Origin of the sequence: Nocardia puris (genome assembly GCF_003315035.1) — a bacterium.
GTDB classification, from domain to species: Bacteria; Actinomycetota; Actinomycetes; order Mycobacteriales; family Mycobacteriaceae; genus Nocardia; species Nocardia puris.
Genome location: NZ_QNRE01000001.1, coordinates 136,328 through 160,303, shown reverse-complemented (window position 1 = coordinate 160,303; position 23,976 = coordinate 136,328). Strand labels below are relative to the sequence as shown.

24 protein-coding genes and 1 pseudogene are annotated in these 23,976 nt (G+C 70.1%); 17 read left to right on the top strand and 8 right to left on the bottom strand.

All coding sequences use genetic code 11. The features are described from left to right. Positions 1–76: 76 nt before the first annotated feature. From DFR74_RS00695 to mptB, 3 genes are read right to left on the bottom strand one after another with little or no spacing between them, the layout of a single operon-like run. Positions 77–871: an ABC transporter permease gene (locus tag DFR74_RS00695; RefSeq protein ID WP_067509479.1), complete on the bottom strand. Its 795-nt coding sequence runs from the start codon at positions 869–871 to the stop codon at positions 77–79. Further along, positions 868–1,800, bottom strand: coding sequence for an ABC transporter ATP-binding protein (locus tag DFR74_RS00690; protein ID WP_067509477.1), 933 nt, complete (start codon positions 1,798–1,800; stop codon positions 868–870). Before DFR74_RS00690 ends, DFR74_RS00695 begins: the two co-directional genes overlap by 4 nt. Continuing rightward, the gene (gene mptB / locus DFR74_RS00685) at positions 1,797–3,494 is read right to left on the bottom strand and encodes a polyprenol phosphomannose-dependent alpha 1,6 mannosyltransferase MptB (protein WP_067509475.1); all 1,698 of its coding nucleotides are present in this window, start codon (positions 3,492–3,494) and stop codon (positions 1,797–1,799) included. The genes DFR74_RS00690 and mptB overlap by 4 nt, the downstream gene beginning before the upstream one ends. 282 nt (positions 3,495–3,776) lie before the next feature. On the opposite strand from mptB, the gene DFR74_RS00680 reads away from it, so the two are divergent. Genes DFR74_RS00680 through DFR74_RS00650 form a run of 7 tightly spaced genes read left to right on the top strand, consistent with a single transcriptional unit; the run spans position 3,777 to position 10,237 of the window. Next, positions 3,777–4,688: a helix-turn-helix transcriptional regulator gene (locus tag DFR74_RS00680; protein ID WP_084537692.1), complete on the top strand. Its 912-nt coding sequence runs from the start codon at positions 3,777–3,779 to the stop codon at positions 4,686–4,688. Continuing rightward, the gene (sufB, locus tag DFR74_RS00675) at positions 4,685–6,121 is read left to right on the top strand and encodes a Fe-S cluster assembly protein SufB (protein ID WP_067509470.1); all 1,437 of its coding nucleotides are present in this window, start codon (positions 4,685–4,687) and stop codon (positions 6,119–6,121) included. Before DFR74_RS00680 ends, sufB begins: the two co-directional genes overlap by 4 nt. Continuing rightward, entirely contained in the window at positions 6,121–7,329 is a 1,209-nt protein-coding gene (sufD, locus tag DFR74_RS00670) for a Fe-S cluster assembly protein SufD (RefSeq protein ID WP_407675059.1), read from the top strand. The genes sufB and sufD overlap by 1 nt, the downstream gene beginning before the upstream one ends. A gap of 34 nt (positions 7,330–7,363) precedes the next feature. Next, positions 7,364–8,140, top strand: coding sequence for a Fe-S cluster assembly ATPase SufC (gene sufC / locus DFR74_RS00665; protein WP_067509469.1), 777 nt, complete (start codon positions 7,364–7,366; stop codon positions 8,138–8,140). 1 nt (position 8,141) lies between these two features. Then, positions 8,142–9,404 (top strand): cysteine desulfurase, encoded by a 1,263-nt coding sequence (locus DFR74_RS00660; RefSeq protein WP_067509468.1) that lies wholly within the window; start codon positions 8,142–8,144, stop codon positions 9,402–9,404. Positions 9,405–9,407: 3 nt separating this feature from the next. Then, positions 9,408–9,866, top strand: coding sequence for a Fe-S cluster assembly sulfur transfer protein SufU (sufU, locus tag DFR74_RS00655; RefSeq protein ID WP_067509467.1), 459 nt, complete (start codon positions 9,408–9,410; stop codon positions 9,864–9,866). After that, on the top strand, positions 9,863–10,237 hold the full coding sequence (locus DFR74_RS00650; RefSeq protein ID WP_067509466.1) for a metal-sulfur cluster assembly factor: 375 nt from the start codon (positions 9,863–9,865) through the stop codon (positions 10,235–10,237). Before sufU ends, DFR74_RS00650 begins: the two co-directional genes overlap by 4 nt. Positions 10,238–10,412: 175 nt before the next feature. Here the strand turns inward: DFR74_RS00650 and DFR74_RS00645 are convergent, their stop codons facing one another. Further along, positions 10,413–10,850 carry a hypothetical protein gene (locus tag DFR74_RS00645; protein ID WP_067509463.1) on the bottom strand — a complete coding sequence of 146 codons (438 nt, stop codon included), beginning with the start codon at positions 10,848–10,850 and terminating at the stop codon, positions 10,413–10,415. 91 nt (positions 10,851–10,941) lie between these two features. Between DFR74_RS00645 and DFR74_RS00640 the strand changes: the two genes are divergently transcribed. The 7 genes from DFR74_RS00640 to DFR74_RS00605 all read left to right on the top strand — a co-directional run bounded on the left by DFR74_RS00640 (position 10,942) and on the right by DFR74_RS00605 (position 16,083). Continuing rightward, the gene (locus tag DFR74_RS00640) at positions 10,942–11,151 is read left to right on the top strand and encodes a hypothetical protein (RefSeq protein WP_067509461.1); all 210 of its coding nucleotides are present in this window, start codon (positions 10,942–10,944) and stop codon (positions 11,149–11,151) included. A gap of 281 nt (positions 11,152–11,432) precedes the next feature. Continuing rightward, entirely contained in the window at positions 11,433–11,843 is a 411-nt protein-coding gene (locus DFR74_RS00635; protein ID WP_228788896.1) for a DUF4189 domain-containing protein, read from the top strand. 71 nt (positions 11,844–11,914) lie between these two features. Beyond that, complete coding sequence (locus DFR74_RS00630; RefSeq protein WP_067509456.1) at positions 11,915–12,358, top strand: DUF4189 domain-containing protein; 444 nt, start codon at positions 11,915–11,917, stop codon at positions 12,356–12,358. 90 nt (positions 12,359–12,448) lie between these two features. Then, positions 12,449–12,955, top strand: a complete 507-nt coding sequence (locus tag DFR74_RS00625) for a GNAT family N-acetyltransferase (protein ID WP_067509450.1) — start codon at positions 12,449–12,451, stop codon at positions 12,953–12,955. A 98-nt stretch (positions 12,956–13,053) separates the two neighbouring features. Continuing rightward, on the top strand, positions 13,054–13,857 hold the full coding sequence (locus DFR74_RS00620; protein WP_147265715.1) for an esterase/lipase family protein: 804 nt from the start codon (positions 13,054–13,056) through the stop codon (positions 13,855–13,857). Between the two features lie 250 nt (positions 13,858–14,107). Continuing rightward, on the top strand, positions 14,108–14,998 hold the full coding sequence (locus tag DFR74_RS00615) for a CE1 family esterase (RefSeq protein WP_067509446.1): 891 nt from the start codon (positions 14,108–14,110) through the stop codon (positions 14,996–14,998). A gap of 734 nt (positions 14,999–15,732) precedes the next feature. Next, complete coding sequence (locus DFR74_RS00605) at positions 15,733–16,083, top strand: winged helix-turn-helix transcriptional regulator (protein ID WP_067509441.1); 351 nt, start codon at positions 15,733–15,735, stop codon at positions 16,081–16,083. A 40-nt stretch (positions 16,084–16,123) separates the two neighbouring features. On the opposite strand, the pseudogene DFR74_RS00600 reads toward DFR74_RS00605, so the two are convergent. Then, positions 16,124–16,465 (bottom strand): annotated as a pseudogene (locus DFR74_RS00600) (ABC transporter permease subunit); the annotation flags it as partial. Here DFR74_RS00600 and DFR74_RS00595 point away from each other — a divergent pair. Then, the gene (locus tag DFR74_RS00595; RefSeq protein ID WP_067509438.1) at positions 16,419–16,643 is read left to right on the top strand and encodes a hypothetical protein; all 225 of its coding nucleotides are present in this window, start codon (positions 16,419–16,421) and stop codon (positions 16,641–16,643) included. The pseudogene DFR74_RS00600 and the gene DFR74_RS00595 overlap by 47 nt on opposite strands. A gap of 130 nt (positions 16,644–16,773) precedes the next feature. Then, a complete protein-coding gene (locus DFR74_RS00590; protein ID WP_067509556.1) occupies positions 16,774–18,324 on the top strand; it encodes an acyl-CoA carboxylase subunit beta in 1,551 nt (516 codons plus the stop codon). Here DFR74_RS00590 and DFR74_RS00585 read toward each other — a convergent pair whose 3' ends face one another. Beyond that, a complete protein-coding gene (locus DFR74_RS00585) occupies positions 18,325–19,611 on the bottom strand; it encodes a hemolysin family protein (RefSeq protein ID WP_067509436.1) in 1,287 nt (428 codons plus the stop codon). A 191-nt stretch (positions 19,612–19,802) separates the two neighbouring features. Then, the gene (locus DFR74_RS00580) at positions 19,803–21,158 is read right to left on the bottom strand and encodes a lipase family protein (protein ID WP_067509434.1); all 1,356 of its coding nucleotides are present in this window, start codon (positions 21,156–21,158) and stop codon (positions 19,803–19,805) included. Positions 21,159–21,448: 290 nt separating this feature from the next. Here DFR74_RS00580 and DFR74_RS00575 point away from each other — a divergent pair, with 290 nt between their 5' ends. Then, positions 21,449–23,056 carry an alkaline phosphatase D family protein gene (locus tag DFR74_RS00575; protein WP_067509555.1) on the top strand — a complete coding sequence of 536 codons (1,608 nt, stop codon included), beginning with the start codon at positions 21,449–21,451 and terminating at the stop codon, positions 23,054–23,056. Between the two features lie 285 nt (positions 23,057–23,341). On the opposite strand, the gene DFR74_RS00570 is transcribed toward DFR74_RS00575, so the two are convergent. Further along, complete coding sequence (locus DFR74_RS00570) at positions 23,342–23,896, bottom strand: GNAT family N-acetyltransferase (RefSeq protein ID WP_067509431.1); 555 nt, start codon at positions 23,894–23,896, stop codon at positions 23,342–23,344. Positions 23,897–23,976 lie beyond the last annotated feature (80 nt).

Sequence of the window (23,976 nt, the reverse complement as noted above, 5' to 3'; positions counted from 1 at the left end):
CCGACGATGGTAGCGAGCGCCCCCGAGCCGCCCGCAGGCGGTCTACTACGTGACGTCGTTCACGCCGTCGGCGCGGTCACTCGAAGCGGAACCAGCGCGCGGCGAGCAACCCCGTCACCGCACCCCAGATCGCCAGCACCGCGATCCCGAACCAGTCGACGACGCCGTGCAGCGCCTCCTCCAGCGTTACCGCCAGCGCCCCCGAGGGCACCAGTCGCGCCGCGATCTCCACGGCCGCGGGCAGGTCGTCGGAGGCGAACACCACGCTCGCGATGCCGAGCATGACGAACCACAGGACATTGGCCAGCGCGAGCACGATCTCGGCCTTGAGCGTGCCGCCCAGTAGCAGGCCCATGGCGGCGAACGTCGCGGTGCCCAGCGCGATCACGAGTGCGCCCAGCGCCAGCCCGCCCAGCCCCGGCCGCCAGCCCAGCGCCACCCCGATCGCGCCGAGCAGAACCGCTTGCAGCACAACGACTATCAACACCGCGGCGCTCTTGCCCGCGATGATGCCCCAGCGCGGCAGCGGCGTCGCACCCAGGCGTTTGAGCGCGCCGTAGCGGCGGTCGAAGCCGACGGCGATGGCCTGGCCGGTGAACGCGGTCGACATCACCGCCACCATCATCACGGCGGGCACGATGGTCGCGACCCGTTCGGTGCCCAGGTCGCCGAACGGCAGCAGCGTGAGCCCGACCAGCAGCGTGATCGGGATGAACATGGTGAGCAGCAGCTGTTCGCCGTTGCGCAGCAACAGGATCAGCTCGAGCCGGGTCTGCGCGGCCAGCATCGCCGGGAAGCCGGCCGGCCGCGGATCGGGTGCGAAGGTGCCCGGCGCGAAGCGGTTGGTGGTGCGTTCAGGCTGGGTCATCATCCGCGCAGGTCCCGTCCGGTCAGTTCCAGGAAGACGTCCTCGAGGCGGCGCTGGTCGATCCGGATGTCGGTGGCCAGCACGTTCACCCGCGCGCACCACGCGGTCACGGTGGCCAGGACCTGCGGGTCGATCTCGCCCTCGATCAGATACGAGCCGGGACTCGTCTCGCGCGGCGAGAATCCTTCCGGCAGCGCCGTTCTCAGCAGGTCCAGGTCCAGCTTGGGCGGCGCGGAGAAGCGCAGCTGGCCCGCGGCGCCGTGCGCGGTGACCTCGGCGGGCGTGCCGGAGGCGACCACGCGGCCGTGGTCGATGATGACGAGCTGATCGGCCAGTTGTTCGGCCTCGTCCATCATGTGCGTGGTGAGCAGCACGGTCACGCCGTCGCGGCGCAGCGCGTCGATCAGCTCCCACACCATGATCCGGGCCTGGGCGTCGAGCCCGGCGGTCGGCTCGTCCAGGAAGACGATCTCGGGCCGCCCCACCAGCGCGCACGCCAGCGCCAGCCGCTGCTGCTGACCGCCCGACAGCCGCCGGTAGGGGGTGCGCCGGGTGTCCTGGAGGCCCAGGGTGCGCAGCAGCCAGTCGGGGTCGAGCGGGTCGGCCGAGTAGGCGGCGACCAGGTCCAGCATCTCGCCGGCCCGTGCGCCGGGGTAGGCGCCGCCGCCCTGGAGCATGACGCCGATGCGGGGACGCAGCCGGTCCGAATCGGCGACCGGGTCCAGGCCGAGCACCCGCACGCGGCCCGCGTCGGGTCGGACGAAGCCCTCGCACATCTCGACGGTGGTGGTCTTGCCCGCGCCGTTGGGGCCGAGCAGCGCCAGGACCTGCGCGCGTTCGATCTCGAAGGACAGGCCCTCGACGGCGGTGGTCTCGCCGTACCGCTTGACGACGCCGTCGACGCTAACGGCGGGTCCGGAGGCTGCGTTCACGAGGAAACACCGTAGGACGTGGGCTGTTGTGACGAAGCCGACACCCCCGGCTGCGCCCGCCACGGGAGCGCATTGCGGGTGAGGACGATGAACAGCACACACACGATGACGGTCGCGATCGCGGACCCGACGATCTGGAACACCTCGAACTCACCGCCGCGCGGCATCTGCAACAGGCTCACGAACGCCGACATCGCCACCGCTGGCACGCGGAAGATCGGCCGGGTCGCCCACGCGGCCAGCGGCACGATCGCCCACAGCAGATACCAGGGCTGCACCACGGGGAACAGCAGCACGATCGCGCCCAGCGAGACGCCCAGCGCGCCGACGGGGTGCAGGCGCCCGGTGCCGGTGGCGACGAGCATGCGCACCGTGACGAACGCGGCCGCCACCATGGCGATGGGCCGGGTGATGCTGAGCATCGCGGTGGTGTGGTCGCCCAGGCCCAGCAGGACGCCGCCGAATCCGGTGACGACGCCGATCGCGGTGGGCAGCGACATCCAGCTGCGCACCACGCTGGCGACGCTGAGGGTGAACATCCAGCCGAAGCCGAGCCCGCTCAGCGAACTGATCAGCGCGGTGGTGCCCAGCGCTATCGCCCCCAGGAACGCCGCCCACACGATGATCGCCCGCAAGCCGCCGCCGGCTCTGCGGACCAGCGCCATCCACACGAAGCCCATGGCCACCATCGAGGTGACCTTCACCGACGAGGACAAGGTGATGACCACCGCCCCGGCGATGAGCAGCGCGTAGGCGCGGCCGTCGAACGGGCGGGTGTCGTGCACGGCGCGCAGGCACAGCTCGAGGCCCGCGAGCATCAGGCCGAGCATCAGCGCGTCGTTGTGCACGCCGCCGACCAGGTGGAACAGCACCAGCGGGTTGGCCGCGCCCAGCCACAGCGCGCTCACCGGCGCCACACCGCAGCGCACCGAGAGCCGCGGCAGCGCCCACACGATGAGCGCGACGCCGGCCAGGGCCAGCAGGCGGTGCATCCAGACGCCGAAAATGATGTTGTCGCCGGTCAATTCGGCGATCCAGCGGCCGACCCACAGGAACAGTGGACCGTACGGGGCGGGGGTCTCGCGCCAGATGTTGGGCACGTTGCGGGTGAGGACGTTGTCGTTGCCGAGGGCCTGGCTCGGCCCCTCGGAGTACGGGTCGATGCCGCGCGCGGCGATCTCGCTCTGCGCGAGGTAGGAGTAGACGTCGTTGCTGAACATGGGCGGCGCCACGCACAGCGGCAGGATCCACAGCAGCAGGGTGCGGTCCATCTGCGACCGGGTGATGCGGTGGCGCGGCGAACCGCCCAGCCCGCCGACGGCGAACCGCCCGAGCAGCAGCCAGGCCAGTACCACCAGCGCCGTGCCGACCATGCACACCGCCAGCGAGCCGGTGTGGGCCCGCCCGAAGATCGCCACGATCCGCATCCCGGAGACCGGGTTCTGCAACACCGGCTGCGCGCCGACCCCCAGCGCGCTGATCACCATCAGCACCGCGCCGGTGGCGCCCAGCAGCCGGATGCGGTTGAACTGCTGCAACTCCCGCTGGTCCAGTGCGGGGACCTCCGACTCGTCGCGGTGCAGGACGGCGACCGAATGATCGGCGGCGGGCGCGTCGAGCCCCAGCGCCCGGCGCCCGAATCTCCTCGCCTTGCGCCGCACCTCCACGAGCCGCGCACTGTCTACAACCGCCACGGCAGGAAGCCTAGTGGGCGCGTGATCGGTACCGGTCCCGCAGGACCGCCCGCGCGGAACACCCGGTGCCCGTGCCCGCCTGTGGCGAAAGTCGCACCGGGGTGAGTGGCTCGCGCCGGAGAAATTCCGGCGAACGGCGGACGGCCGCACCGCCGCAGGCGGTTTCTAGCGCATAACCACATGTCAGGGCAGGTTCGCAAGGATTTCGGTCGCCGTGATGCCGCCGTGAGACGCACCGCGGCCGACGGCCTCGCGAACCCGCGGCACCCGTTGAGGGCGCGCATGCCCGTCCGGAACGGCATCCGGCCGGGCTCGGTATCGCCGCAAGTCAGGGCACCCTTATTAGATTTCGGGAACGAATTCCGACACACTGGTGTTGTGAAAACAGTGGGTTTGCGGAAGAGCGACGAGAGGACCGGCCGACGGGCCGGTGCCGCGTCCTCGGCTGCGCCCGCGGCGGGGACCGAGGGCCACACCCGGGCCGCCATCGTCCAGCTGCTGCTGGAGGAAGGCCCGATCACCGCGACCGCCATCGGCACCAAACTCGGACTGGCCCCGGCCGGTGTACGCAGGCATCTCGACGCGCTCATCGACTCCGGTCAGGCCAGGGCGGGCCGCTCGGCGCCGTGGCAGCAGAAGGGCCGTGGCAGGCCCGCCAAGCAGTATCAGCTCACCGCCGCCGGCCGCGGAACGCTGGGCCACGCCTACGACGATCTGGCCGGGGCGGCGATCCGCCAGCTCGGCGAGATCGGCGGCCAGCAGGCCATCACTGAGTTCGCGCGCAAACGGGCACGCACTATCGTGGCCGGGATCGAGCCGGTGACCGAGCACACGCCGGAGCGCACGGCCGCCAAGGCCGACGAGATCGCCGACGCCTTCACCGACGCCGGTTTCGCCGCGACCACCCGCAAGGTGGGCGCGGGCGTGCAGATCTGCCAGCACCACTGCCCGGTCTCGCACGTGGCCGAGGAGTTCCCGCAACTGTGCCAGGCCGAGCTGGAGGCGTTCCGCGAACTGCTCGGCACCCACGTGCAACGACTGGCCACCATCGCCAACGGCGACTGCGCGTGCACCACGCACGTGCCGCTGCTGACCCTGCCGATCGCCGCGGGCGACCGGTCGACAACTTCATCTCTCCCCGCCGCACAGCCCGCGGCGGACCGAACGAACGACTCCGGAAGGAGTGCCGAATGACGACGACCACCGACCAGGTGCAGCCGCTCACCCAGGAAGAGACGATCGCCTCGCTGGGCAATTACGGTTACGGCTGGGCCGATTCGGATGTCGCAGGCGCCAGTGCCCAGCGCGGATTGTCCGAGGCGGTCGTCCGCGACATCTCGGCGAAGAAGAGCGAGCCCGAGTGGATGCTCGACATCCGGCTCAAGGCGCTGCGGATCTTCGACCGCAAGCCGATGCCGAACTGGGGCTCCAACCTCGAGGGCATCGACTTCGACAACATCAAGTACTTCGTGCGCTCGACCGAGAAGCAGGCCGAGAGCTGGGAGGACCTGCCCGAGGACATCAAGAACACCTACGACAAGCTCGGCATCCCGGAGGCGGAGAAGCAGCGCTTGGTCTCGGGCGTCGCCGCGCAGTACGAGAGCGAAGTCGTCTATCACCAGATCCGTGAGGACCTGGAGCAGCAGGGCGTCATCTTCCTCGACACCGACACCGCGCTCAAGGAGCACCCGGAGATCTTCCGCGAGTACTTCGGCTCGGTGATCCCCGCCGGTGACAACAAGTTCTCCGCGCTGAACACGGCCGTGTGGTCGGGCGGTTCGTTCATCTACGTGCCGCCGGGCGTGCACGTCGACATCCCGCTGCAGGCCTACTTCCGCATCAACACCGAGAACATGGGCCAGTTCGAGCGGACCCTGATCATCGTCGACGAGGGCGCCTACGTGCACTACGTCGAGGGCTGCACCGCGCCGATCTACAAGTCCGACTCGCTGCACTCCGCGGTGGTCGAGATCATCGTGAAGAAGGGCGGCCGCTGCCGCTACACCACCATCCAGAACTGGTCGAACAACGTCTACAACCTGGTCACCAAGCGGGCCAAGGCCGAGGCGGGCGCGACCATGGAGTGGATCGACGGCAATATCGGCTCCAAGGTCACCATGAAGTACCCGGCGGTCTGGATGACCGGCGAGCACGCCAAGGGCGAGGTGCTCTCGGTCGCGTTCGCCGGCGAGGGCCAGCACCAGGACACCGGCGCGAAGATGCTGCACCTGGCGCCGCACACCTCCTCGACCATCGTGTCGAAGTCGGTGGCGCGCGGCGGCGGCCGTGCCTCCTACCGCGGCCTGGTGCAGGTCAACAAGGGCGCGCACGGGTCGAAGTCGACGGTGAAGTGCGACGCGCTGCTGGTCGACACGATCAGCCGGTCCGACACCTACCCCTACGTCGACATCCGCGAGGACGACGTCACCATGGGCCACGAGGCGACCGTCTCGAAGGTGTCCGAGGATCAGCTGTTCTACCTGATGAGCCGCGGTCTCACCGAGGACGAGGCGATGGCGATGGTGGTGCGCGGCTTCGTCGAGCCGATCGCCAAGGAACTCCCGATGGAGTACGCGCTCGAACTCAACCGCCTGATCGAACTGCAGATGGAAGGGGCCGTCGGCTGATGGCGACTGGTGTGATGGGAGCGGTCGAGGGCGAGAACCCGGCCCGGCCGGCTCAGAACCGGGGTGCCGCGGCGGCGGTCAACAAGGGCGAGGTCTTCACCTCCTACGACGTGAACGCGTTCGAGGTGCCGTCCGGTCGCGACGAGGAGTGGCGTTTCACCCCGCTGCGCAGGCTGCGTGGGCTGCACGACGGCACCGCCGTGCGCGACGGGCAGGCCGTCGTCGAGGTCACCGAGGTCGAGGGTGTCACCGTCGAGACGGTGGACCGCACCGACGCCCGCCTCGGCGAGGCCGGCGTGCCCGCCGATCGTGTCGCGGCGCAGGCGTATTCGGGGTTCGAATCGGCCACGCTGGTGTCGGTGGGTGCGGAGACCGAGGTCGCCGAGCCCGTCGTCGTCACGGTCACCGGCCCCGGTGAGGGCCGTACGGCCTACGGCCACTTGCAGATCCGGCTCGGCGCCTTCGCCGCCGCCACCGTGGTCCTGGACCAGCGGGGCAGCGGAACCTACGCCGAGAACGTGGAATTCGTGCTGGGCGACAGCGCGAAGCTCACCGTGGTCGCGGTCCAGGACTGGGCCGACGACGCGGTGAACGCCACCGCGCACCACGCCAGGCTGGGGCGCGACGCCACGCTGCGCCACACCGCCGTCACGCTGGGCGGCGACCTGGTGCGCCTGACCGGCACCGTGAAGTACGACGGCCCTGGCGGCGACGCCGAATTGCTCGGCCTCTACTTCGCCGACGCGGGCCAGCATTTCGAGCAGCGCCTGCTGGTGGATCATTCGCAGCCGCACTGCAAGTCCAACGTGCTGTACAAGGGTGCCCTGCAAGGCGATCCGGATTCCCCCAAGGGCGACGCCCGCACGGTGTGGGTCGGCGACGTGCTGATCCGCGCGGCGGCCGAGGGCACCGACACCTTCGAGGTGAACCGGAACCTGGTGCTCACCGACGGCGCGCGCGCCGATTCGGTGCCGAACCTCGAGATCGAGACGGGGGAGATCGCCGGCGCCGGACACGCCAGCGCCACCGGACGATTCGACGACGAGCAGCTGTTCTACCTGCGCGCCCGCGGCATCCCCGAGGACGCCGCCCGCCGCCTGGTGGTGCGCGGCTTCTTCCACGAGATCATCCAGAAGATCGCGGTCCCCGAGGTCAGGGAGCGGCTCGAGGCGGCCATCGAGGCCGAACTCGCCGCCATCGGCGTCTGACCACCGAAACCACAGCCCCCGCAAAGGAATTCCCATGACCACCCTGGAAATCAAGGACCTGCACGTCGAGGTCGCCAACCCCGACGAGTCGGGCGAGCCCATCAAGATCCTCAAGGGCGTCGACCTCACCGTGAAGTCGGGCGAGACGCACGCCATCATGGGCCCCAACGGCTCCGGCAAGTCGACGCTGTCCTACGCCATCGCCGGGCACCCGAAGTACACGGTGACCTCCGGCTCCATCACCCTCGACGGCGAGGACGTGCTGGAGATGTCGGTGGACGAGCGCGCGCGGGCGGGCCTGTTCCTGGCCATGCAGTACCCCGTCGAGGTGCCGGGCGTCTCGATGTCGAACTTTCTGCGCACCGCCGCGACCGCCGTGCGCGGCGAGGCCCCCAAGCTGCGCCACTGGGTCAAGGAGGTGAAGGAGTCGATGTCGGAGCTCGAGATCGACGCGGCCTTCGCCGAGCGCAGCGTGAACGAGGGTTTCTCCGGCGGAGAGAAGAAGCGCCACGAGATCCTGCAGCTGGGCCTGCTCAAGCCGAAGATCGCCATCCTCGACGAGACCGACTCCGGCCTGGACGTCGACGCGCTGCGCATCGTCTCCGAGGGCGTGAACAAGTACAAGGAGCGGGAGAACGGTGGCGTGCTGCTCATCACGCACTACACTCGCATCCTGCGCTACATCCAGCCGCAGTTCGTGCACGTATTCGTGAACGGGCGCATCGTCGCCGAGGGGGGGCCCGAGCTGGCCGAAGAGCTCGACGCCAACGGCTACGTCCGCTTCACGCAGACCGCGGCAGCTGGAGCCTGATATGACAGCGGCGCCCATCACGGGTCGCGCCCTCGACGTGGCCCGCATCCGGGCCGACTTCCCGATCCTGCACCGCACGGTGCGGGACGGGAAGCCGTTGGTGTACCTGGATTCCGGCGCGACCTCGCAGCGTCCCACCGAGGTGCTCGACGCCGAGCGCGCGTTCCTCGTGACCAGCAATTCGGCCGTGCACCGCGGTGCGCACCAGCTGGCCGAGGAGGCGACCGACGCCTACGAGGGCGCGCGCGCCGATATCGCGCGGTTCGTCGGCGTGGACCAGGGCGAGATCGTGTTCACCAAGAACGCGACGGAATCGCTGAACCTGGTCACCCACGCGTTCGGCGACGACCGGTTCCCCCACCACGTCGGCCCGGGCGACGAGATCGTCATCACCGAGCTCGAGCATCACGCGAATCTGGTGCCGTGGCAGGAGCTGGCGCGGCGCACCGGCGCGACGCTGAAGTGGTTCGGCGTCACGGATGACGGTCGCATCGACCTGGATTCGCTGGTGCTCTCGCCCGCGACGAAGGTCGTGGCCTTCACCCACCAGTCCAACGTCACGGGCGCGGTCGCGCCGGTGGCCGAATTGGTGCGCCGCGCACGGGAAGTCGGCGCTTTGACGGTGCTCGACGCGTGCCAGTCGGTGCCGCACATGCCGGTCGACTTCCGCGCGCTCGGTGTGGACTTCGCGGCGTTCTCGGGCCACAAGATGCTCGGCCCCTCCGGCGTCGGCGTGCTCTACGGCCGCCGCGCGCTGCTCGAGGAGACCCCGCCGTTCATCACCGGCGGTTCCATGATCGAGACCGTCTTCATGGACCACAGCACCTACGCCCCGCCGCCGCAGCGGTTCGAGGCCGGTGTGCCGATGACCTCGCAGGTGGTCGGGCTCGGCGCGGCCGTGCGGTACCTCGAGGCCCTCGGCATGGACGCCGTCGCGGCGCACGAGCACGCGCTCACCGACGCCGCGCTGGCCGGGCTGAGCGCGATCGAGGGCGTGCGGATCATCGGTCCCACCGAGAACGTCGAGCGCGGTGGCGCGGTGGCGTTCGTGGTGGACGGCATCCACGCGCACGACGTGGGCCAGATTCTCGACGACCAGGGCGTGGCGATCCGCGTCGGCCACCACTGCGCGTGGCCGCTGCACCGGCGCTTCGGCGTGGCCGCGACTGCGCGCGCGTCGTTCGCCGTGTACAACACGTTGGACGAGGTGGATGCGCTGGTCGCGGCGGTGCGGAAGGCTCAAAGCTTCTTCGGAGTTGCATAGACCATGCGCATGGAGCAGATGTACCAGGAAGTGATCCTGGACCACTACAAGCGGCCGCATCACCGCGGGCTGCGGGAGCCGTTCGGTGCCGAGGTGCACCACGTGAACCCCACCTGCGGTGACGAGGTGACCCTGCGCGTGCACCTGGACGACAACGGTGACGTCGCCGACGTCTCCTACGACGGGCAGGGCTGCTCGATCAGCCAGGCCGCCACCTCCATCCTCACCGATCAGGTGATCGGGCTGCCGGTGCAGCAGGCGCTGAAGGTGGTCGACTCCTACAACGAGATGATCTCCAGCCGGGGTACCGTCGAAGGTGACGAGGACGTCATCGGCGACGGCATCGCCCTGGCGGGCGTGGCGAAGTACCCGGCGCGGGTGAAATGCGCGCTGCTGGGCTGGATGGCGTTCAAGGACGCGGTGATTCGGATTACCTCCGAACGAGAAGGGCAGGCGTCATGAGTGAGACACCCGTGACCGAGGCGGAGCCCGCCGAGCAGGTGGAGCTGTCCGCCGAGCAGATCAAGCACCTCGAGGACATCGAGGAGGCGATGCGCGACGTCGTCGACCCCGAACTCGGCATCAACGTCGTCGACCTCGGGCTCGTCTACGGCATCAGCGTGGAGAACGAGATCGCCAAGCTGGACATGACCCTGACCTCGGCGGCGTGCCCGCTGACCGACGTCATCGAGGACCAGTCCCGCAACGCGCTGGTCCGCTCCGGCCTGGTCGAGGACCTCGAGATCAACTGGGTGTGGATCCCGCCGTGGGGTCCCGACAAGATCACCGAGGACGGCCGCGAACAACTGCGCGCCCTCGGCTTCACGGTCTAGCAATCGCCTTCGGCGCGGCGGCTCCTCCCGGGGCCGCCGCGCCGTCGCGTTTCCGGTCGTCGGATGAGTTCGCCCGCCGGTCCGGTCTCCTCGACCGAGGGGCGAGGCCGCGGTGACGTCGCCGAACTCTCGGCGCCGGCGTGACGTACCTCGTTCTCGGCGTGCGCGCGCTCGCTCAGCGGGTCAGCAGGGCGATCAGCACCACGAGCAATGGGACGAGCAGCGCCAGGCCGAAGATCACGTACAGACCCGAGCGGCCGGGACGCTGCTGCGGTTCGAACCCCGCCGCGCCCGCGCTGTAGATCGTGTGCGGCGCGGCGTAGTACAGCCAGACCGGTCCGCGCGTGGTGTCGAAGTTCAGCGACGCCTTGCCCACCCGCCAGAGAACGTACTGGGACCAGAAGTGGATGGTGTAGTGGCCGGGTGGCAGCGTGATCGAGCCGAGCCCGTGCTCCACCCGGATGCGCAGGCCGAGCGGCGCGATCTCGGCCATCATCGGCAGGGCGTGCCAGCGTGGGCGCAGGGGCTCCTCCGCCCCGATGTGAACGGGGACCTGCGGCGGCGCGGGCTGGTGCGCGGGTGGTTGGTGCGGCGGATTCCACTGGTACGACACGTCGGTAGACGTTAGCGCGGCGTCGGCTGCGCGGAACCGCCCACCGAAAGAGGGGCTGGTAAGGGCCTTGCCGCCGCCCTACCTCGAGTAGATGAGGACAACCGCGACGCTGGGTGCGCTCGGTGCGGCCGTGGCGCTGGTGCTGGGGAGTCCGGCCGCGCAGGCACCGGCCGACCTGCGGGTGTGGGTGCGGTGCGGGTATCCGCAGCAGTTGCAGATCGCCGTGCACAACGCGGGGCCTGGTCCCGCGCGCGGCGTCGTGGCCCGGTACTGGGTCGCCTTCGGGGTGGCGGGGGAGTAGCGCGCCGAGGTCGTCGAGCCGGGGCGGACGGCGCTGTTCGACCTCGCGGGGATCCGTCCGGTGGAACCGGTCGCCGCCTCGGTCACCGCCGACACGCCCGATCCGAACCCCCTGGACAACCAGGGCCTCTACCCGCACCTGTACTTCCCGGTCCATCCGATGCCCTGCCTCGACTTCTGAGCGCCCGCGCGAAAACCCCTCGGGATATGGACATTCCGGGCGCGGTCGGGGAAGATCGCGGCGTTCAAGGTTCGTCGGACGGGAGAGTCGTTGTGTCCGTGATGGGTAAGTCGGCGGTGGCGGTGTTGTCGGCCACCGCGGTGATCGGGGTCGGGGCCGGACCAGCGGGAGCCGCCGGGCAGTACTACGGAACGCTGGCGCTGTCGCCGAGCACCGGAAAAGTCGTCGCGGCCATGGACCACGCCAGCAAGGTGAAGGCCGACGCCGCCGCGATCCGCGAATGCGGCGTCTACGACTGCGATCTCGTGCTCCAGGTGGTGGACGGCTGCGGCGCCATCGCGCGCGGCGCCGACGGCCGGTACGGGTGGGCGGCGGCCGGATCGCTCGCCGAGGCCGAACGGTTGGCGGTGGAGTCGCTGGGGCAGAGCGCGCCCCCGTTCCCCGACCTCGGCAGCGCCGCGCCGCGGCCCGCCGACGTGGCGATTTCCGCCTGCACGCAGAACGCGCGATAAACGATTTGGACATCTCCTCCCCGTCCACAATGATCTGAGGGGAATCGTTTTCTGAACGGGGAGGAAAGTCTATGTCCTTGTCGCGCAAGAGGATCGCGTGCGCGATGGCCGCGGGGGCCGTGCTCGCCGCGACCGGGTCGCTCGCGGCGGCCCAGGCGGAGCCGATCGAGGCCGCCAGCGGCAACCTGCACGGGGCGATGGCGGTGTCGCGCGACACCGGCGCCGTCTCCTACGCCGTGAACTACGCCTCGCAGGGCGCGGCGAACGCCAACGCCATCGCCGAATGCGGCGCGCGGGACTGCCAGGTGGTCGTCGAGTTCCGCAACGCGTGCGGCGCGGTGGCCCAGGGCGCCGACGGCCGCCTCGGCTGGGCGTGGGACCGCACCAAGCCCGACGCCGAGCGCCGGGCCATCGACGTGCTCGGCTGGAGCGCGCCGCCGTTCCCCGACCTGGGCAGCGCCTCGCCGCGCCCGGCGCACACCGTGCTCTCGGCCTGCACCTCGAACGTGGGCTGACCTGCGGTAACCGCGACCGCCCTCCCCGTCCGGGAACGGACGGCGGAGGGCGGGTTGCCGAATCGTGATCTTGTTGAGGATCATGGTGCTGTGTTGCTATCAGACGGTGTGATCACGCTGCGCCCCATCGCGGTCGACGACGCCCCGGCTCATCTGGCCGGTGAGGACGCCGAGCTGGTGCGCTGGCTCAACGACGGCCCGGGCACACCCGAGGGGGTGCGGGCCTACTTCGAGGAGCGCGTGGCCGACTGGGAATCCGACGGCGCCACCCGCACCTTCGCCATCCTCGAACAGGAGGGCGGCGCCCTCGTCGGCACCCTCGACGTCGAGGTCGAGCAACCCTTTCTCGCCAAGGGCCAGGCGAATCTGGCCTACGGCATCTACCCGCAGTGGCGCGGCCGCGGCCTGGCCACCCGCGCCGTCATCCTCGGCTGCCGCTTCCTCGCCGCCGCGGGCATGGCCGACGAGGCCGTCCTGCGCATCGACCCCTCCAACGCCGCCTCCGTGGCCGTCGCCCGCCGCGCCCGCTTCCGCTACCTGCGCGGCACCGACGAACCCGGTGAGGGCCGCCTCGACTGGTACATCCAGGCCGTGTAGGCCCTCGCGCGATCTGGGCGAATGTCCAGATATGACTGCCGTGGGTGGGCGGGATATGTCAAGGTGTTCGCAACGATCTCGTCGGTGAAGGTGGTGTCGTGCGGGCCGCTCGTCTTCTCGCCCTGGTGTTTCCTCTGATGGTGCTCGGGGTGCCCGTGTCCGCGGTGGCCGAGCCGGCCGCGCTGAACGACTGGCACTGCCGCCCGTCGGCGGAGCAGCCGCGGCCGGTGGTGCTGGTGCACGGGATCGCCGACGGGGTGGGGGCGTGGCGGGACCTCGCGCCGCGCCTGGCCGAGCGCGGCAGATGCGTGTTCGCGCTGGAGTACGGCAAGGACCCGCGGACATTCGGGCAGGTCAACGGGTTCGCGCCGCTGGCGCAATCGGCGGCGGAGATCGCGGCGTTCGCCGAGCAGGTCCGGGAGCGGACCGGGGCCGCGCGGGTGGATCTGGTGGGGCACTCCGAAGGCGGGCTGCTGTCGCTCGTCGTGTCCCGTGAGCTGGGCGCCGAGAAGGTGGGCACCGCCGTGCTGCTGGCGCCGCCGACGCACGGTACGACGCTGGGCGGATTGGTCACCGCCGTGGACGAGGCTGGTCTGCGCCCCGCCGCCGAGTACGTGCTGCGCGCCAATGTGTGCCCGGCGTGCGCCGATATGGTGCGCGGTTCGCGGTTCATCACCGAACTCACGGCGCCGCCGATCGCGGCGCCCGGTGTGCGGTACACGATCCTGGCGAGCGCGCACGACCAAGTGTCCAGCCCGGGGGGCATGGTCTCGTTCATCGAGGAACCGGGTGTGGTCAATCTCCTCGCCGAAAACCGGTGGCCCGACGGTGGTTTCGCGCACGGCACGCTGCCGCAGGATCCGCGCGTCCTCACCTGGGTCACCGATCTGCTGACTCGCTGAGCGAGCCGGAACAGCCGAACCGAGCAACTATGTCATGACCGGCGCGCCCCGCGCTGCCCGTGGAATTCGGGCGTTGCGGAGGCGGCGGGCGGGCCGGATGCTGGGCACGCTGCCGGGTGCTGAACGGCCCGGCAGGTGTTCGGCGGGAGCGTGATTCGGTGTCTGCGGGGTGGCGAGACGGGAGATCGCCTTGCCAATCGCGGTGTTTCGCCAGCGCACACGCGAAACAGCCGATAGGCAGGTGGATTCAGTGAAGACAGGAATCAGGAACCTCGTGGTGGCGGCGGTCGGGGTGCTGACCGCGGTCGCGTTCGCCGGGGTGGTGATCCCCGCGCAGGTGGGCGCGCAGCCCGCGGCGGCGTGTTCGACCACGCCGACGAATGGGACCGAGCGGCGGGACATCGACGACAGGCCGTACAACCTGTTCGTGCCGGAAGGCATTTCCGGGTCGGCCCCGCTGATCGTCGCTCTGCATGGTGGGCGGAGCAATCCGAACACCATCGAAACCCAGATGGGGTGGACCGAGTTCGCGAAGACGAACAAGGTGATCGTCGCGTATCCGCGCGGGAGCAAGAAGGAGGGGCTCGAGCACGAAGACTTCTGGGCGTGGGAGTTCGCGCGCAACACCGGCCCCGACGTGCCGTTTCTGCGCGAAGTGATCACCGAGATCTCCGGCACCTACTGTGTGGCGCGGGACCGGGTGCATGTCGCGGGGCACTCCAACGGCGGGCAGATGACCACCCGAATCGTGTGTGAGGCGGACGATCTCATCGCCTCGGCCGCTGTGTGGGCGGGGCCGAAGGGCGCGTGGGATCTCGCGGACTGCCCCACCACCCGCCCCGTCGCGTTCGGCGTGATGCTCAACGACAACGATCCCTTCATCATGCAGGTGGTCGCCGAGCAGCACCGCGACCACTGGCGCGAGAAGAACAACTGCGGCGCCGAGCAGAGCGAATCGGGGCCGGGAGTGCTGCGGGGGCAACGATTCCCGTGCGCGGCCGGCACCGAGGTCGTCTACCGCCTGTACGACGGACCCGATAATCCGTGGCTCGCCCACGACTGGCCCACGGGCGCGCGGGGCGCGGACGTGCGCAACCGGATGTGGCAGCTGTTCGACGCCAACCGGCACCCGTCGCAGTAGGGGACGGAGGTCCGGTGCGGCGCGAACCGCACCGGACTTCGCCGGAGTCGAATCTTGTTACCTGCTAACGCGGTTCGGCCCCGATCGGCGGCATCTGTCCGTGGAAGCGCTCGTGCCCTGGCCGCTCGCGCCGCCGATTGCGACCGCCTTGTCGAAGGCTGTGCCGAGCAGATGGTGCTGGTGCTCACCGCGCTCGCGGACGTACCCGCCGGGCGGCGCCTGCGACAACGACCCAAACTGACGTGCCTGAGTTCAGCTGAGGGGATCTCTGCTGTCGACAGTGCGGGTTCGGCCATCCCGGTCCAGGACGGCGGACCGGATGTCGGGCGACCATTCGACATACTCGATCTCCGCGCCGTCCGGGTGCCGCGCGTACAGGAATCGCCCGCTGGCCGATTCGAACGGCCCGCCGGTGACGGCGCCGCCGACTTCGGCGACGAACGCCGCGGCGCGCCGAGGTCGTCCACCACGAGCGGGCCGACCGTGGTGCGGTAGGCGTCGACGGCGGCGGGTGGCCCCGCGATCAGCAGTAGGTCGCCCACGGCGGCGAGTTCGGCGTCGGCGAACGGGAATCGCAGGTCGGCGGGCCTGCCGACGAGCCGTTCGTAGACGGGCAGCGCGGTATCGAGGGCGGTGACGAACAGGCGGGCGTAGGTCTTGAGGATCTGCACCTCCCGCACGCTACGGCGGGTGCTTACGATAGGTAAGTACGCACATTCGAGTAAGAGGTACCCGTGTCCGCCCACCCGACCGACCGCGACCTCGCCGACGCCCTGGCCCGGCGAATCTTCGCCACCCTGTCGACGAAGTGGGCGCTGACGGCGCTCGAGGCACTCGCCGACGGCCCGCGCCGCTTCGCCGAACTCCACCGCGCCCTCGACGGCATCAGCCACAAGATGCTCACCCAAACCCTGCGCGCCCTGGAATCCGACGGACTCGTCGCCCGCCACGACCACGCCACCGCCAACCCGCGCGTGGACTACGCGCTGACCCCGGCCGGGTCGGAGTTGCTGGCGACGGTGTATGGCCTGTGCGCGTGGTCGCGAACGCATCTCGACACGTTGCTGGGGATCGGCGAGCGCTGAGGTCCGCGGGCTACTCTCTGTCCCGCGGACCTCCCACGATCTACCTCCGCAATACCTTGCGCGCCAACCAGTTCCCGAAGAACTGAATCCCCTGCACCCCCGCGATGATGATCAGCGTCGCCACCAGCGTGACCTGCCAGTCGAACCGCTGGTACCCGTACACCAGGGCGAAGTCGCCGAGTCCGCCGCCGCCGACGGTGCCCGCCATGGCCGACATGTCGACGATCGCGATCACCACGAACGTGTAGCCGAGGATGAGCGGGCCGAGGGCCTCGGGGATCAACAGGGTGAAGATGATTCGCAGTGGTCCGGCGCCGACGGCGCGCGCCGCCTCTATGACGCCGGGATCGACGGTCACCAGGTTCTGCTCCACGATCTTCGCCGCCCGCGCCGAGGGCAAGGACGATCCCACGCTGCTCGCCGTCGCGCGGCTCTACCACGACCCGGAGGTCGAGGCCGCGGTGCAGGCCGAGACCGGCTACCAGGGCATCTTCAAGACCAACGATCCCGCCGATCTCCAGGCGACGCCGGCCGAACTGCAGGAGCACTTCCGGAAGTAGCTTGGGATCGCGGCCAAGGGCGATCGATCGCGCGTTGTGAGTTGCCCAAGGATCGCGCTCGGCTCCGGTGCGCGCGCCGCCGGCTTCCTACGCTCGGCCGTGGCTGTATCGGATGTCGGAAGGCGGCTACATGGTCGGCACGCGGGAGAAGCTCGAGCATTTGCGCGGGGTGCTGGCGGTGGCCGCCGAACCGTCGGGGGCGACGGGCATCGCCAAGCGCGAAGCCAAAGGCATTCCCAGCGCACGGGAACGGGTGAACTCCCTGCTCGACGCCGGAACGTTCATCGAGATCGGCGCGCTGGCCCGCACACCGGGCCAGCCCGACGCCAAGTACGGCGACGGTGTGGTGACCGGGCACGGCCGCATCGAGGGCAGGCCGGTGGTGGTGATCGCGCACGACCAGACCGTCTACGGCGGCTCGGTCGGAGAGATGTTCGGGCGCAAGGTCGCTCACATCCTGAAGTTCGCCTACGAGAAGGCGTGCCCGGTGGTCGCGATCAACGATTCCGGCGGCGCCCGCATCCAGGACGCGGTCACCTCACTGGCGTGGTTCGCCCATATGAGCCGCCGCCAGGAGCGGTTGTCGGGTTTCGTGCCGCAGGTCTCGATCATGCTCGGCAAGTGCGCGGCCGGTTCGGTGTACGGGCCGGTGAACACCGATGTGCTTGTGGCGACGGAGAATTCGTACATGTTCGTCACCGGTCCGGAAGTGATCAAGGCGGTGACGGGGGAGGACGTGACCCCCGACGAGCTGGGCGGTGCGCGCGTGCAGGCTGCCAACGGCGTGATCCACCACGTGGCCGCCACCGAGCGCGACGCGTTCGACTGGGCGCGAAAGTACTTGAGCTACTTGCCGTCCAGCTGCCTGGAGCAGGCTCCGATCGTGAATCCCGGTCTGGAGCCCGAGATCACCGCCACCGACCTGGAACTCGAGCGGATCATCCCGGACTCCGACCGCGCCGGCTACGACATGCACGACATCCTGCTGCGCATCTTCGACGACGGCGACTTCCACGAGATCCGGGCCGAGACGGCCGCCAACCTCATCACCGGTTTCGCGCGCGTGGACGGGCGCAGCGTGGGCGTGGTGGCCAATCAGCCGCTGGTGCTGGGCGGCGCGGTGGACGCGAAATGTTCCGACAAGGCAACGCATTTCATCCGGCTCTGCAACGCCTTCGGACTGCCGCTGATCTTCGTGGTGGACACGCCCGGCGTGCTGCCCGGCGTGGAGGAGGAGCGCAACGGCGTGATCGTGCGCGGCGGGCGGGTGTTCCGCGCGATCATCGAGGCGACCGTGCCGATCGTGAACCTGGTGGTGCGCAAATCCTACGGCGGCTCCTACGGTTTCATGGCGTGCAAGCAGCTCGGCGCGGACATCAGCCTGGCCTGGCCCACGGCGCGCATCGCGGTGATCGGCGCGGAGAGCGCCGTCGACCTGGTGGGCCGCCGCCAGCTCATGCAGGTGCCGGAGGATCAGCGGGCCGCGGTGCGCGAGTACATGATCGATCAATACAACGCCACCGTCGCGACGCCGTGGATCGCCGCCGAACGCGGCTACATCGACGCGGTGATCGAACCCTCGCGCACGCGTTTGGAATTGCGATCGGCGCTGCGGCTGCTGCGCGACAAAGACGTGGTGACCGACCACAATCCGCGCAAGCACAGCCTGTACCCGATGTAGTCAGCGGCGGCGGGTCAGGCGCAGGCGCGCGATGCGGTTGCCGTCGAATTCGCTGACGGTGAGCCGATTCCCGTCGACGGTGATGCTGTCGCCGAGGCGGGGGAGCCGGCGCAAGTGGTGCAGGACGTAGCCCGCGACGGTCTCGTACGGCCCCTCGGCGAGGGTGATACCAGTGAGGTGGGTGAAATCGTCGAGCAGGAGCAGGCCGTCGACCTGCTGGTGCGGCGGCGGGCCGTCCGGGCCGGGCACGGGCGGTGGAATCGGCTCGGCGGGCTCGAACTCGTCACCGATCTCGCCGACGATCTCCTCCACGATGTCCTCGACCGTCACGATGCCCGCGGTGCCGCCGTATTCGTCGATGACGGCGGCGATCTGGGCGTTCTCGCGCCGCAGCGCGGTGAGCGCGGCGAGCACGGGTTTGGCGCCCGGCATCGCGGCGATCGGGCGGCACACCGAGGCGACGGTGGCGTCGTCGTCGGCGGCGAGCAGATCGCGCAGGTGCACGAAACCGAGTAGATCGTCGGCGTTCACGCCGATCACGGGGTAGCGGCTGTGGGCGGTCGCCAGCGCGGTGGCGCGCGCGGCGGTGATCGGGGTGTGCGCGTGCAGGAAATCGACCTCGGTGCGGGGACGCATCACCTGGGTGAGCCTGCGGTCGCCCGCGTCGAAAAGTTCCGAGTGCATGAGCCTTTCGTCCTCGGGGACGGCGCTGTGGCCCAGCACCAGATCGCGCAGCTCCTCGTGGGTGATGTCCTCGTTCTTCACCGAGGGATCGCCGCCCAGCACGCGCACCAGGGCGTCGGTGGAGACCGAGAGCAGCCAGATCACCGGGCGCATGAGGGTGGCGAACCGGTCCAGCGCGGGGGCGGTCACCAGCGACGTCGCGGAGGCGCGTTGCAGCGCAAGGCGTTTGGGCACAAGCTCGCCCAGCACCAAGGACAGGTACGAGACCAGCAGCGTCGTCATGATCACCGCGACGGCGTCGGCAGAGCCGCCGGGCAGCCCCCACGCGCGCAGGGTGGGCGCGAGATCCGGGGCCAGCGCGGACGCCCCGTAGGCGGCGGAGAAGAAGCCCGCGACCGTGACGCCGATCTGCACGGCGGAGAGGAACCGGTTGGGGTCGCGGGCGAGTGCGGCGGTGCGGGCCCCGCGCCTACCGCGCCGGGACAGCCGCCGGATCTGACTTTCCCGCAGCGTCACCAGCGCGATCTCGGTCGCCGCGAACACCCCGCCGAGCAGGACGAACAGCAGCACCAGACCGAAGTCGAGGAGCGTGTCGGCGCTCATCGCACCGCACCCGTCGCGTAGCGGGGCGCTCTCGGGCCCGGACTGTCGTCCATGATCCTTCCGTCTCGACGATGGACTCCAGTGTAGAGAGAAGCCGACAAAACGGACAGGGTGGCGGGAGTCCGGTTCCGGGTCAGGTGGGCTCGACCCGCGACGTGTCCGCCCGCACAGTGTGCCGTGGGCCGGCGCGCCTACTTGCGTGCGAAGCGCTCCCGCAGCGGTGTGCGCGGTGCGCCCGTGACCCGCATGCCCAGCAGGATCCGGAGCGTGAGCCCGATCAGGTGGGCCAGCCCGGCCAGCGTCGACCGGCTTCCCAGCACGCTGCGCACGGTGGTGGTCTCGCCGGCGGGCAGCGGACGATCCTCGAAACGGTCGGCGAGCCACGCGAACATCAGGGGCGCGGCGAAGATCGCGAGGCTGAGGTGTTCGCTGAGGCGGTCGCGCAGATAGGTGACGTGGGCACCCCCGGCCCGGTAGCGCTCGACCTGGCCGTCCACGTCGTCCACCGAGATGATCTGGTCGTACACGCCCTGCACGACGAACATCGGCATGGCCGGCGTCCGTCGCCCGAGCTGCAGACTCTGCATCAGGTCGACGATCTCGGGGCGGGCCAGCACGTCGGCGAGCGGTGTGGTGGTCAGATCGTCCCAGTCCATGCGCATATTCCGCACGACGGCGACGACAGTGGTGCGGCCCGCGATGTCGTCCAGGCGGCGTTGCGCGTCGGTGGTCGCCACGTCCTCGAGCGCCGCGCGCAGTGCGGGGGAGACCCGCCGCAGGCCCGCGACCACCAGACCGGGCAGCCCCGCGTGCAGCGATTTGTTCAGCCGCAGGAACGTCGAGGCCGGATCGCCCACGGGCGCGCCCGCGACGGCGCCGACGATGTTCAGCTCCGGCGCGTAGGCGGCCGCCATCTCGGCCGCCCAGGATGTCGCCATCCCGCCACCGGAATACCCGAACAGGCCGATCCGCGTGCCGAACGGCAGACCCAGCGGTGCGAAGGCGAGGGTGGCGCGCACGCCGTCGAGCACCCGGTATCCGGGCTCGCGCGGCGCGCCGAACGCGCCCTGCATACCCTCGTGATCGGCGACGCTGACGATCCAGCCGCGTTCGAGCGCGGCCGCGATCAGGAACGGGAACTCGAACTGCGGTACCGAGCCGAGCGCCCGCGCGCCGTGGCGCAGCGAGTACGAGGGGAAGCAGCGCGAGGAGACCGCGTCGATGGCGCATTGGAACGCGACGACCCGGCGCGGCGCGTCGTCGGCGGTCTCGGGCACCAGCACGGTGGTCACCGCCGTGTCGGGCTTCCCGTCCAGATCCGTGGTGCGATACAGCAGCTGCCACGAGGTGATCGGCTGCCGGACCAGGCCGAACGCGCTGAGCGTTGCGGTGCGGACGTGCAGAATGGTCCCCGGCGCGGTCGCCTCCCAGCCCGCGGGTGGGAGGTAGAAGGGGTCCGCCTCGGGCAGAAGTGGCTGCCGCTCGTCGGGGAAGGGGATCGGTTCCTGGGGTGCGTCATACCTCGCGACGTCGGCTTCGACGGTCATGATGTCCCTTCCGGGCGGCGGCCCACGATGGCCGTCGCCGCACTGGTGGCCGCCGGAGTGCGGCGGTCCCGGTCGCCGGTGCACGGGGAACCGGACGGGTCCCCATGATCGAATTGTCCGTGCCCTGCGGTGTCCCAGTCACTGCACGCAGGTGAGAATCCTGGCTCGCCCGATTCGTTTCCCGTCACAGTGCGCACGGCCTCACCTGGCACAACGCGGTCGGCTCCGATCCACTTCCCGGTTACCGGAGGTTTTCCGGACGGTTGTGCGAGGGTGATCGGGTGGCCGATATGAACAAGCGTCCAGATCTTGGAGTGAACCGGCGGCGATTCCTGGCGACCTCGGCGGTCACCGCCTCGGCCACCGTGGCGCTCGGCGCGGGACGGGCCGGTGCCACGGCGCCGGTGTTCGCCCACGGTGTCGCCTCGGGAGATCCGTTGCCGGACAGGGTGATTCTGTGGACGCGGGTCTCGGATGTGGATGCTCCGATCGCGGTGCGATACGAGGTCGCGCGCGACGAAGGATTCGGTGCCGTCGTCACCAGCGGCACCGTAACCGCCACGGCAGCAGGGGATTTCACGGTCAAGGTCGACGCGTCCGGCCTCGCTCCCGGCACCCGGTACTTCTACCGATTCACGGTGGGCGGGGTGACCTCACCGGTCGGGCGCACCGCGACCGCGCCGAGCGCGGGCGCCACGCCGGAGGTATTTCGCGCGGCCGTGGTCTCCTGCTCCGATTACCAGGCGGGCTACTTCTCCGCCTACCGGCACCTCGCCGCGCGCGACGACCTCGACGTGGTCATCGAATTGGGCGACTACCTCTACGAATACGGCGCCGACCACGCGATCGTGCGTGCGCACGAACCCGCGCACGAAATGGTCACGCTCGCCGACTACCGCACCCGCCACGCCCAGTACAAAGCCGATCCGGACCTGCAAGCCGCCCACGCCGCGCATCCGTGGATCTGCACGTGGGACGACCACGAATTCACCAATAACGCGCACTCCCTCGGCGCCGACAACCACGATCCCGCCACCGAGGGTGACTGGAATGCGCGCCGCGCGACCGCGAAGCAGGCCTACCTCGAGTGGATGCCGGTGCGGCCCAACGGTGATCGCATCTACCGCAGGCTCCGCTACGGGACGTTGCTCGAACTCTCCATGCTGGACCTGCGCACCTACCGCAGCGCGGAACTGACCGCCGGAGCGGGCTCCGCGCGCGCTGCCGACCCGGACCGCACCATTATGGGCGCGGAGCAATTCGCCTGGGCGGCAGCGGGAATCGAGTCGAGCCCGGCGATCTGGAAGCTGATCGGCAATTCGGTGATGATCGCGCCGCTGCAACTGCCGCTGCTGGATCCCCGGCTCGCCGAGGCGGTGGCGGCGACCATCGGCTCCGAATCGTTCCCGGCGTCGGGCCAGGGTCTCGGGATCAACCTGGATCAATGGGACGGGTTCAGCGCCGAGCGGCACCGGCTGCTCACCCGCCTCGCCGGGATCACCGGTGTCGTGTTTCTCACCGGCGACATCCACTCGTCCTGGGCCAACGACGTGCCGCTCGACACCCCCGCCTACCCGGCCACCCCGCCGGTCGCCGTCGAGTTCGTCGCCACCTCGGTCACCTCCCAGAACGCCGACGACTTCCTCGGTCTGCCCCCGCGCACGGTCACCCTCGGCGCCGAAGCCGCGATCCGCGCCGCCAACCCCCACGTGCGCTACCTCGACTTCGACTCCCACGGCTTCTCCGTCCTGGAAGTCACCCCGGCCCTCGCCCGCATGGACTGGTTCTACGTGTCGCACCCGACCGACCCGGCGGCGACGTTGCGCCACGGGGCGGCGTACGAAACCGGCCACGGGGGAACGGGTTCCGCGCCGATGGGGGTGCGGGCGGTGGTGTGAGCGGGCTCCGCAGGCCGAACCGGGCGACCGACCCGATTCGGCGACGGCGTGCGGCGTGGATGCTCCGGCGCGGCGGTGAATCGGCCGCGTGAGCCGGTGGGATCACCAGGGTTGATGTCGACGAGCTAGGTACCGGTACGCGCCGCCGCGGTGTCGGGCGTCCCCTGCCGAGGCTGGTCGATGGACGGCCGATCGGTGCGGCGTTGGGTTCGCGTGTCGGAGCACGGACGGCGGGGCGGTTCGCGGTGGTCGTGGGCGGCGTCGGCTTGTCGGCAGACTCGGAGCTCAGCGAGTTCCGCGCCCGTCGCCCGCGAGGCGGCCTCGGCGGATCAAGTCGCGTTTGGTGCCGGGGGCGATGGGTGGGAGGGCGGCGTCGTCGGCGGCGTCGGGGTCGTTCGGGTTGGGGCGCACGAACAGCGTGACGGTGGCGGCCGGGTGGAAACCGCGCCGCGTCATGAGGGTCGCCGAGGCGGTGTTGGAGCTCTCCACGTCGGTGACGATGCGCCGTGCGCCGCGCGCGAACAGCGCCGCCGAGCACGCTTCCACCAGGCGTCCCGCGATGCCGTGGCCCTGCATATCGGGCGCGACGGCGATCCACTCCAGATAGCCCCAGTCGTCGCGCAACTCGAATTCCATGGAGCCGAGCACGAATCCGACGACGCGGTCGGAATCCAGCGCCACCCAGCAGGCGTTGTCCGGACTGTCCAAGTGCTCGGCGACGCTGGTGAGCGACCACGACGTGTAGGGCTTGGTGCCGGTGTCGAACACCTGGTGGCCGAGATCGAGGACCTGGCGCAGGTGGCCGAGACCCATCGGGACGATCGCTACGTCGGCATCCATGCCGACAGTTTGCCAGCTGGTGGCGGGGCCGGGCGCAGGCTCGCGCGCGAGGTGCCGAATCCGGGGTTGTATCCGGTACC

What these genes read in the sequence shown, in the direction of transcription:
- DFR74_RS00695 (WP_067509479.1), bottom strand. Translation starts at nt 871, where the DNA reads ATGATGACCCAGCCTGAACGCACCACCAACCGCTTCGCGCCGGGCACC.
- DFR74_RS00680 (WP_084537692.1), top strand. Translation starts at nt 3,777, where the DNA reads ATGCCCGTCCGGAACGGCATCCGGCCGGGCTCGGTATCGCCGCAAGTC.
- sufB (WP_067509470.1), top strand. Translation starts at nt 4,685, where the DNA reads ATGACGACGACCACCGACCAGGTGCAGCCGCTCACCCAGGAAGAGACG.
- sufD (WP_407675059.1), top strand. Translation starts at nt 6,121, where the DNA reads ATGGCGACTGGTGTGATGGGAGCGGTCGAGGGCGAGAACCCGGCCCGG.
- sufC (WP_067509469.1), top strand. Translation starts at nt 7,364, where the DNA reads ATGACCACCCTGGAAATCAAGGACCTGCACGTCGAGGTCGCCAACCCC.
- DFR74_RS00660 (WP_067509468.1), top strand. Translation starts at nt 8,142, where the DNA reads ATGACAGCGGCGCCCATCACGGGTCGCGCCCTCGACGTGGCCCGCATC.
- sufU (WP_067509467.1), top strand. Translation starts at nt 9,408, where the DNA reads ATGCGCATGGAGCAGATGTACCAGGAAGTGATCCTGGACCACTACAAG.
- DFR74_RS00650 (WP_067509466.1), top strand. Translation starts at nt 9,863, where the DNA reads ATGAGTGAGACACCCGTGACCGAGGCGGAGCCCGCCGAGCAGGTGGAG.
- DFR74_RS00640 (WP_067509461.1), top strand. Translation starts at nt 10,942, where the DNA reads ATGAGGACAACCGCGACGCTGGGTGCGCTCGGTGCGGCCGTGGCGCTG.
- DFR74_RS00635 (WP_228788896.1), top strand. Translation starts at nt 11,433, where the DNA reads ATGGGTAAGTCGGCGGTGGCGGTGTTGTCGGCCACCGCGGTGATCGGG.
- DFR74_RS00630 (WP_067509456.1), top strand. Translation starts at nt 11,915, where the DNA reads ATGTCCTTGTCGCGCAAGAGGATCGCGTGCGCGATGGCCGCGGGGGCC.
- DFR74_RS00595 (WP_067509438.1), top strand. Translation starts at nt 16,419, where the DNA reads ATGACGCCGGGATCGACGGTCACCAGGTTCTGCTCCACGATCTTCGCC.
- DFR74_RS00590 (WP_067509556.1), top strand. Translation starts at nt 16,774, where the DNA reads ATGGTCGGCACGCGGGAGAAGCTCGAGCATTTGCGCGGGGTGCTGGCG.
- DFR74_RS00585 (WP_067509436.1), bottom strand. Translation starts at nt 19,611, where the DNA reads ATGAGCGCCGACACGCTCCTCGACTTCGGTCTGGTGCTGCTGTTCGTC.
- DFR74_RS00580 (WP_067509434.1), bottom strand. Translation starts at nt 21,158, where the DNA reads ATGACCGTCGAAGCCGACGTCGCGAGGTATGACGCACCCCAGGAACCG.
- DFR74_RS00575 (WP_067509555.1), top strand. Translation starts at nt 21,449, where the DNA reads ATGAACAAGCGTCCAGATCTTGGAGTGAACCGGCGGCGATTCCTGGCG.
- DFR74_RS00570 (WP_067509431.1), bottom strand. Translation starts at nt 23,896, where the DNA reads ATGGATGCCGACGTAGCGATCGTCCCGATGGGTCTCGGCCACCTGCGC.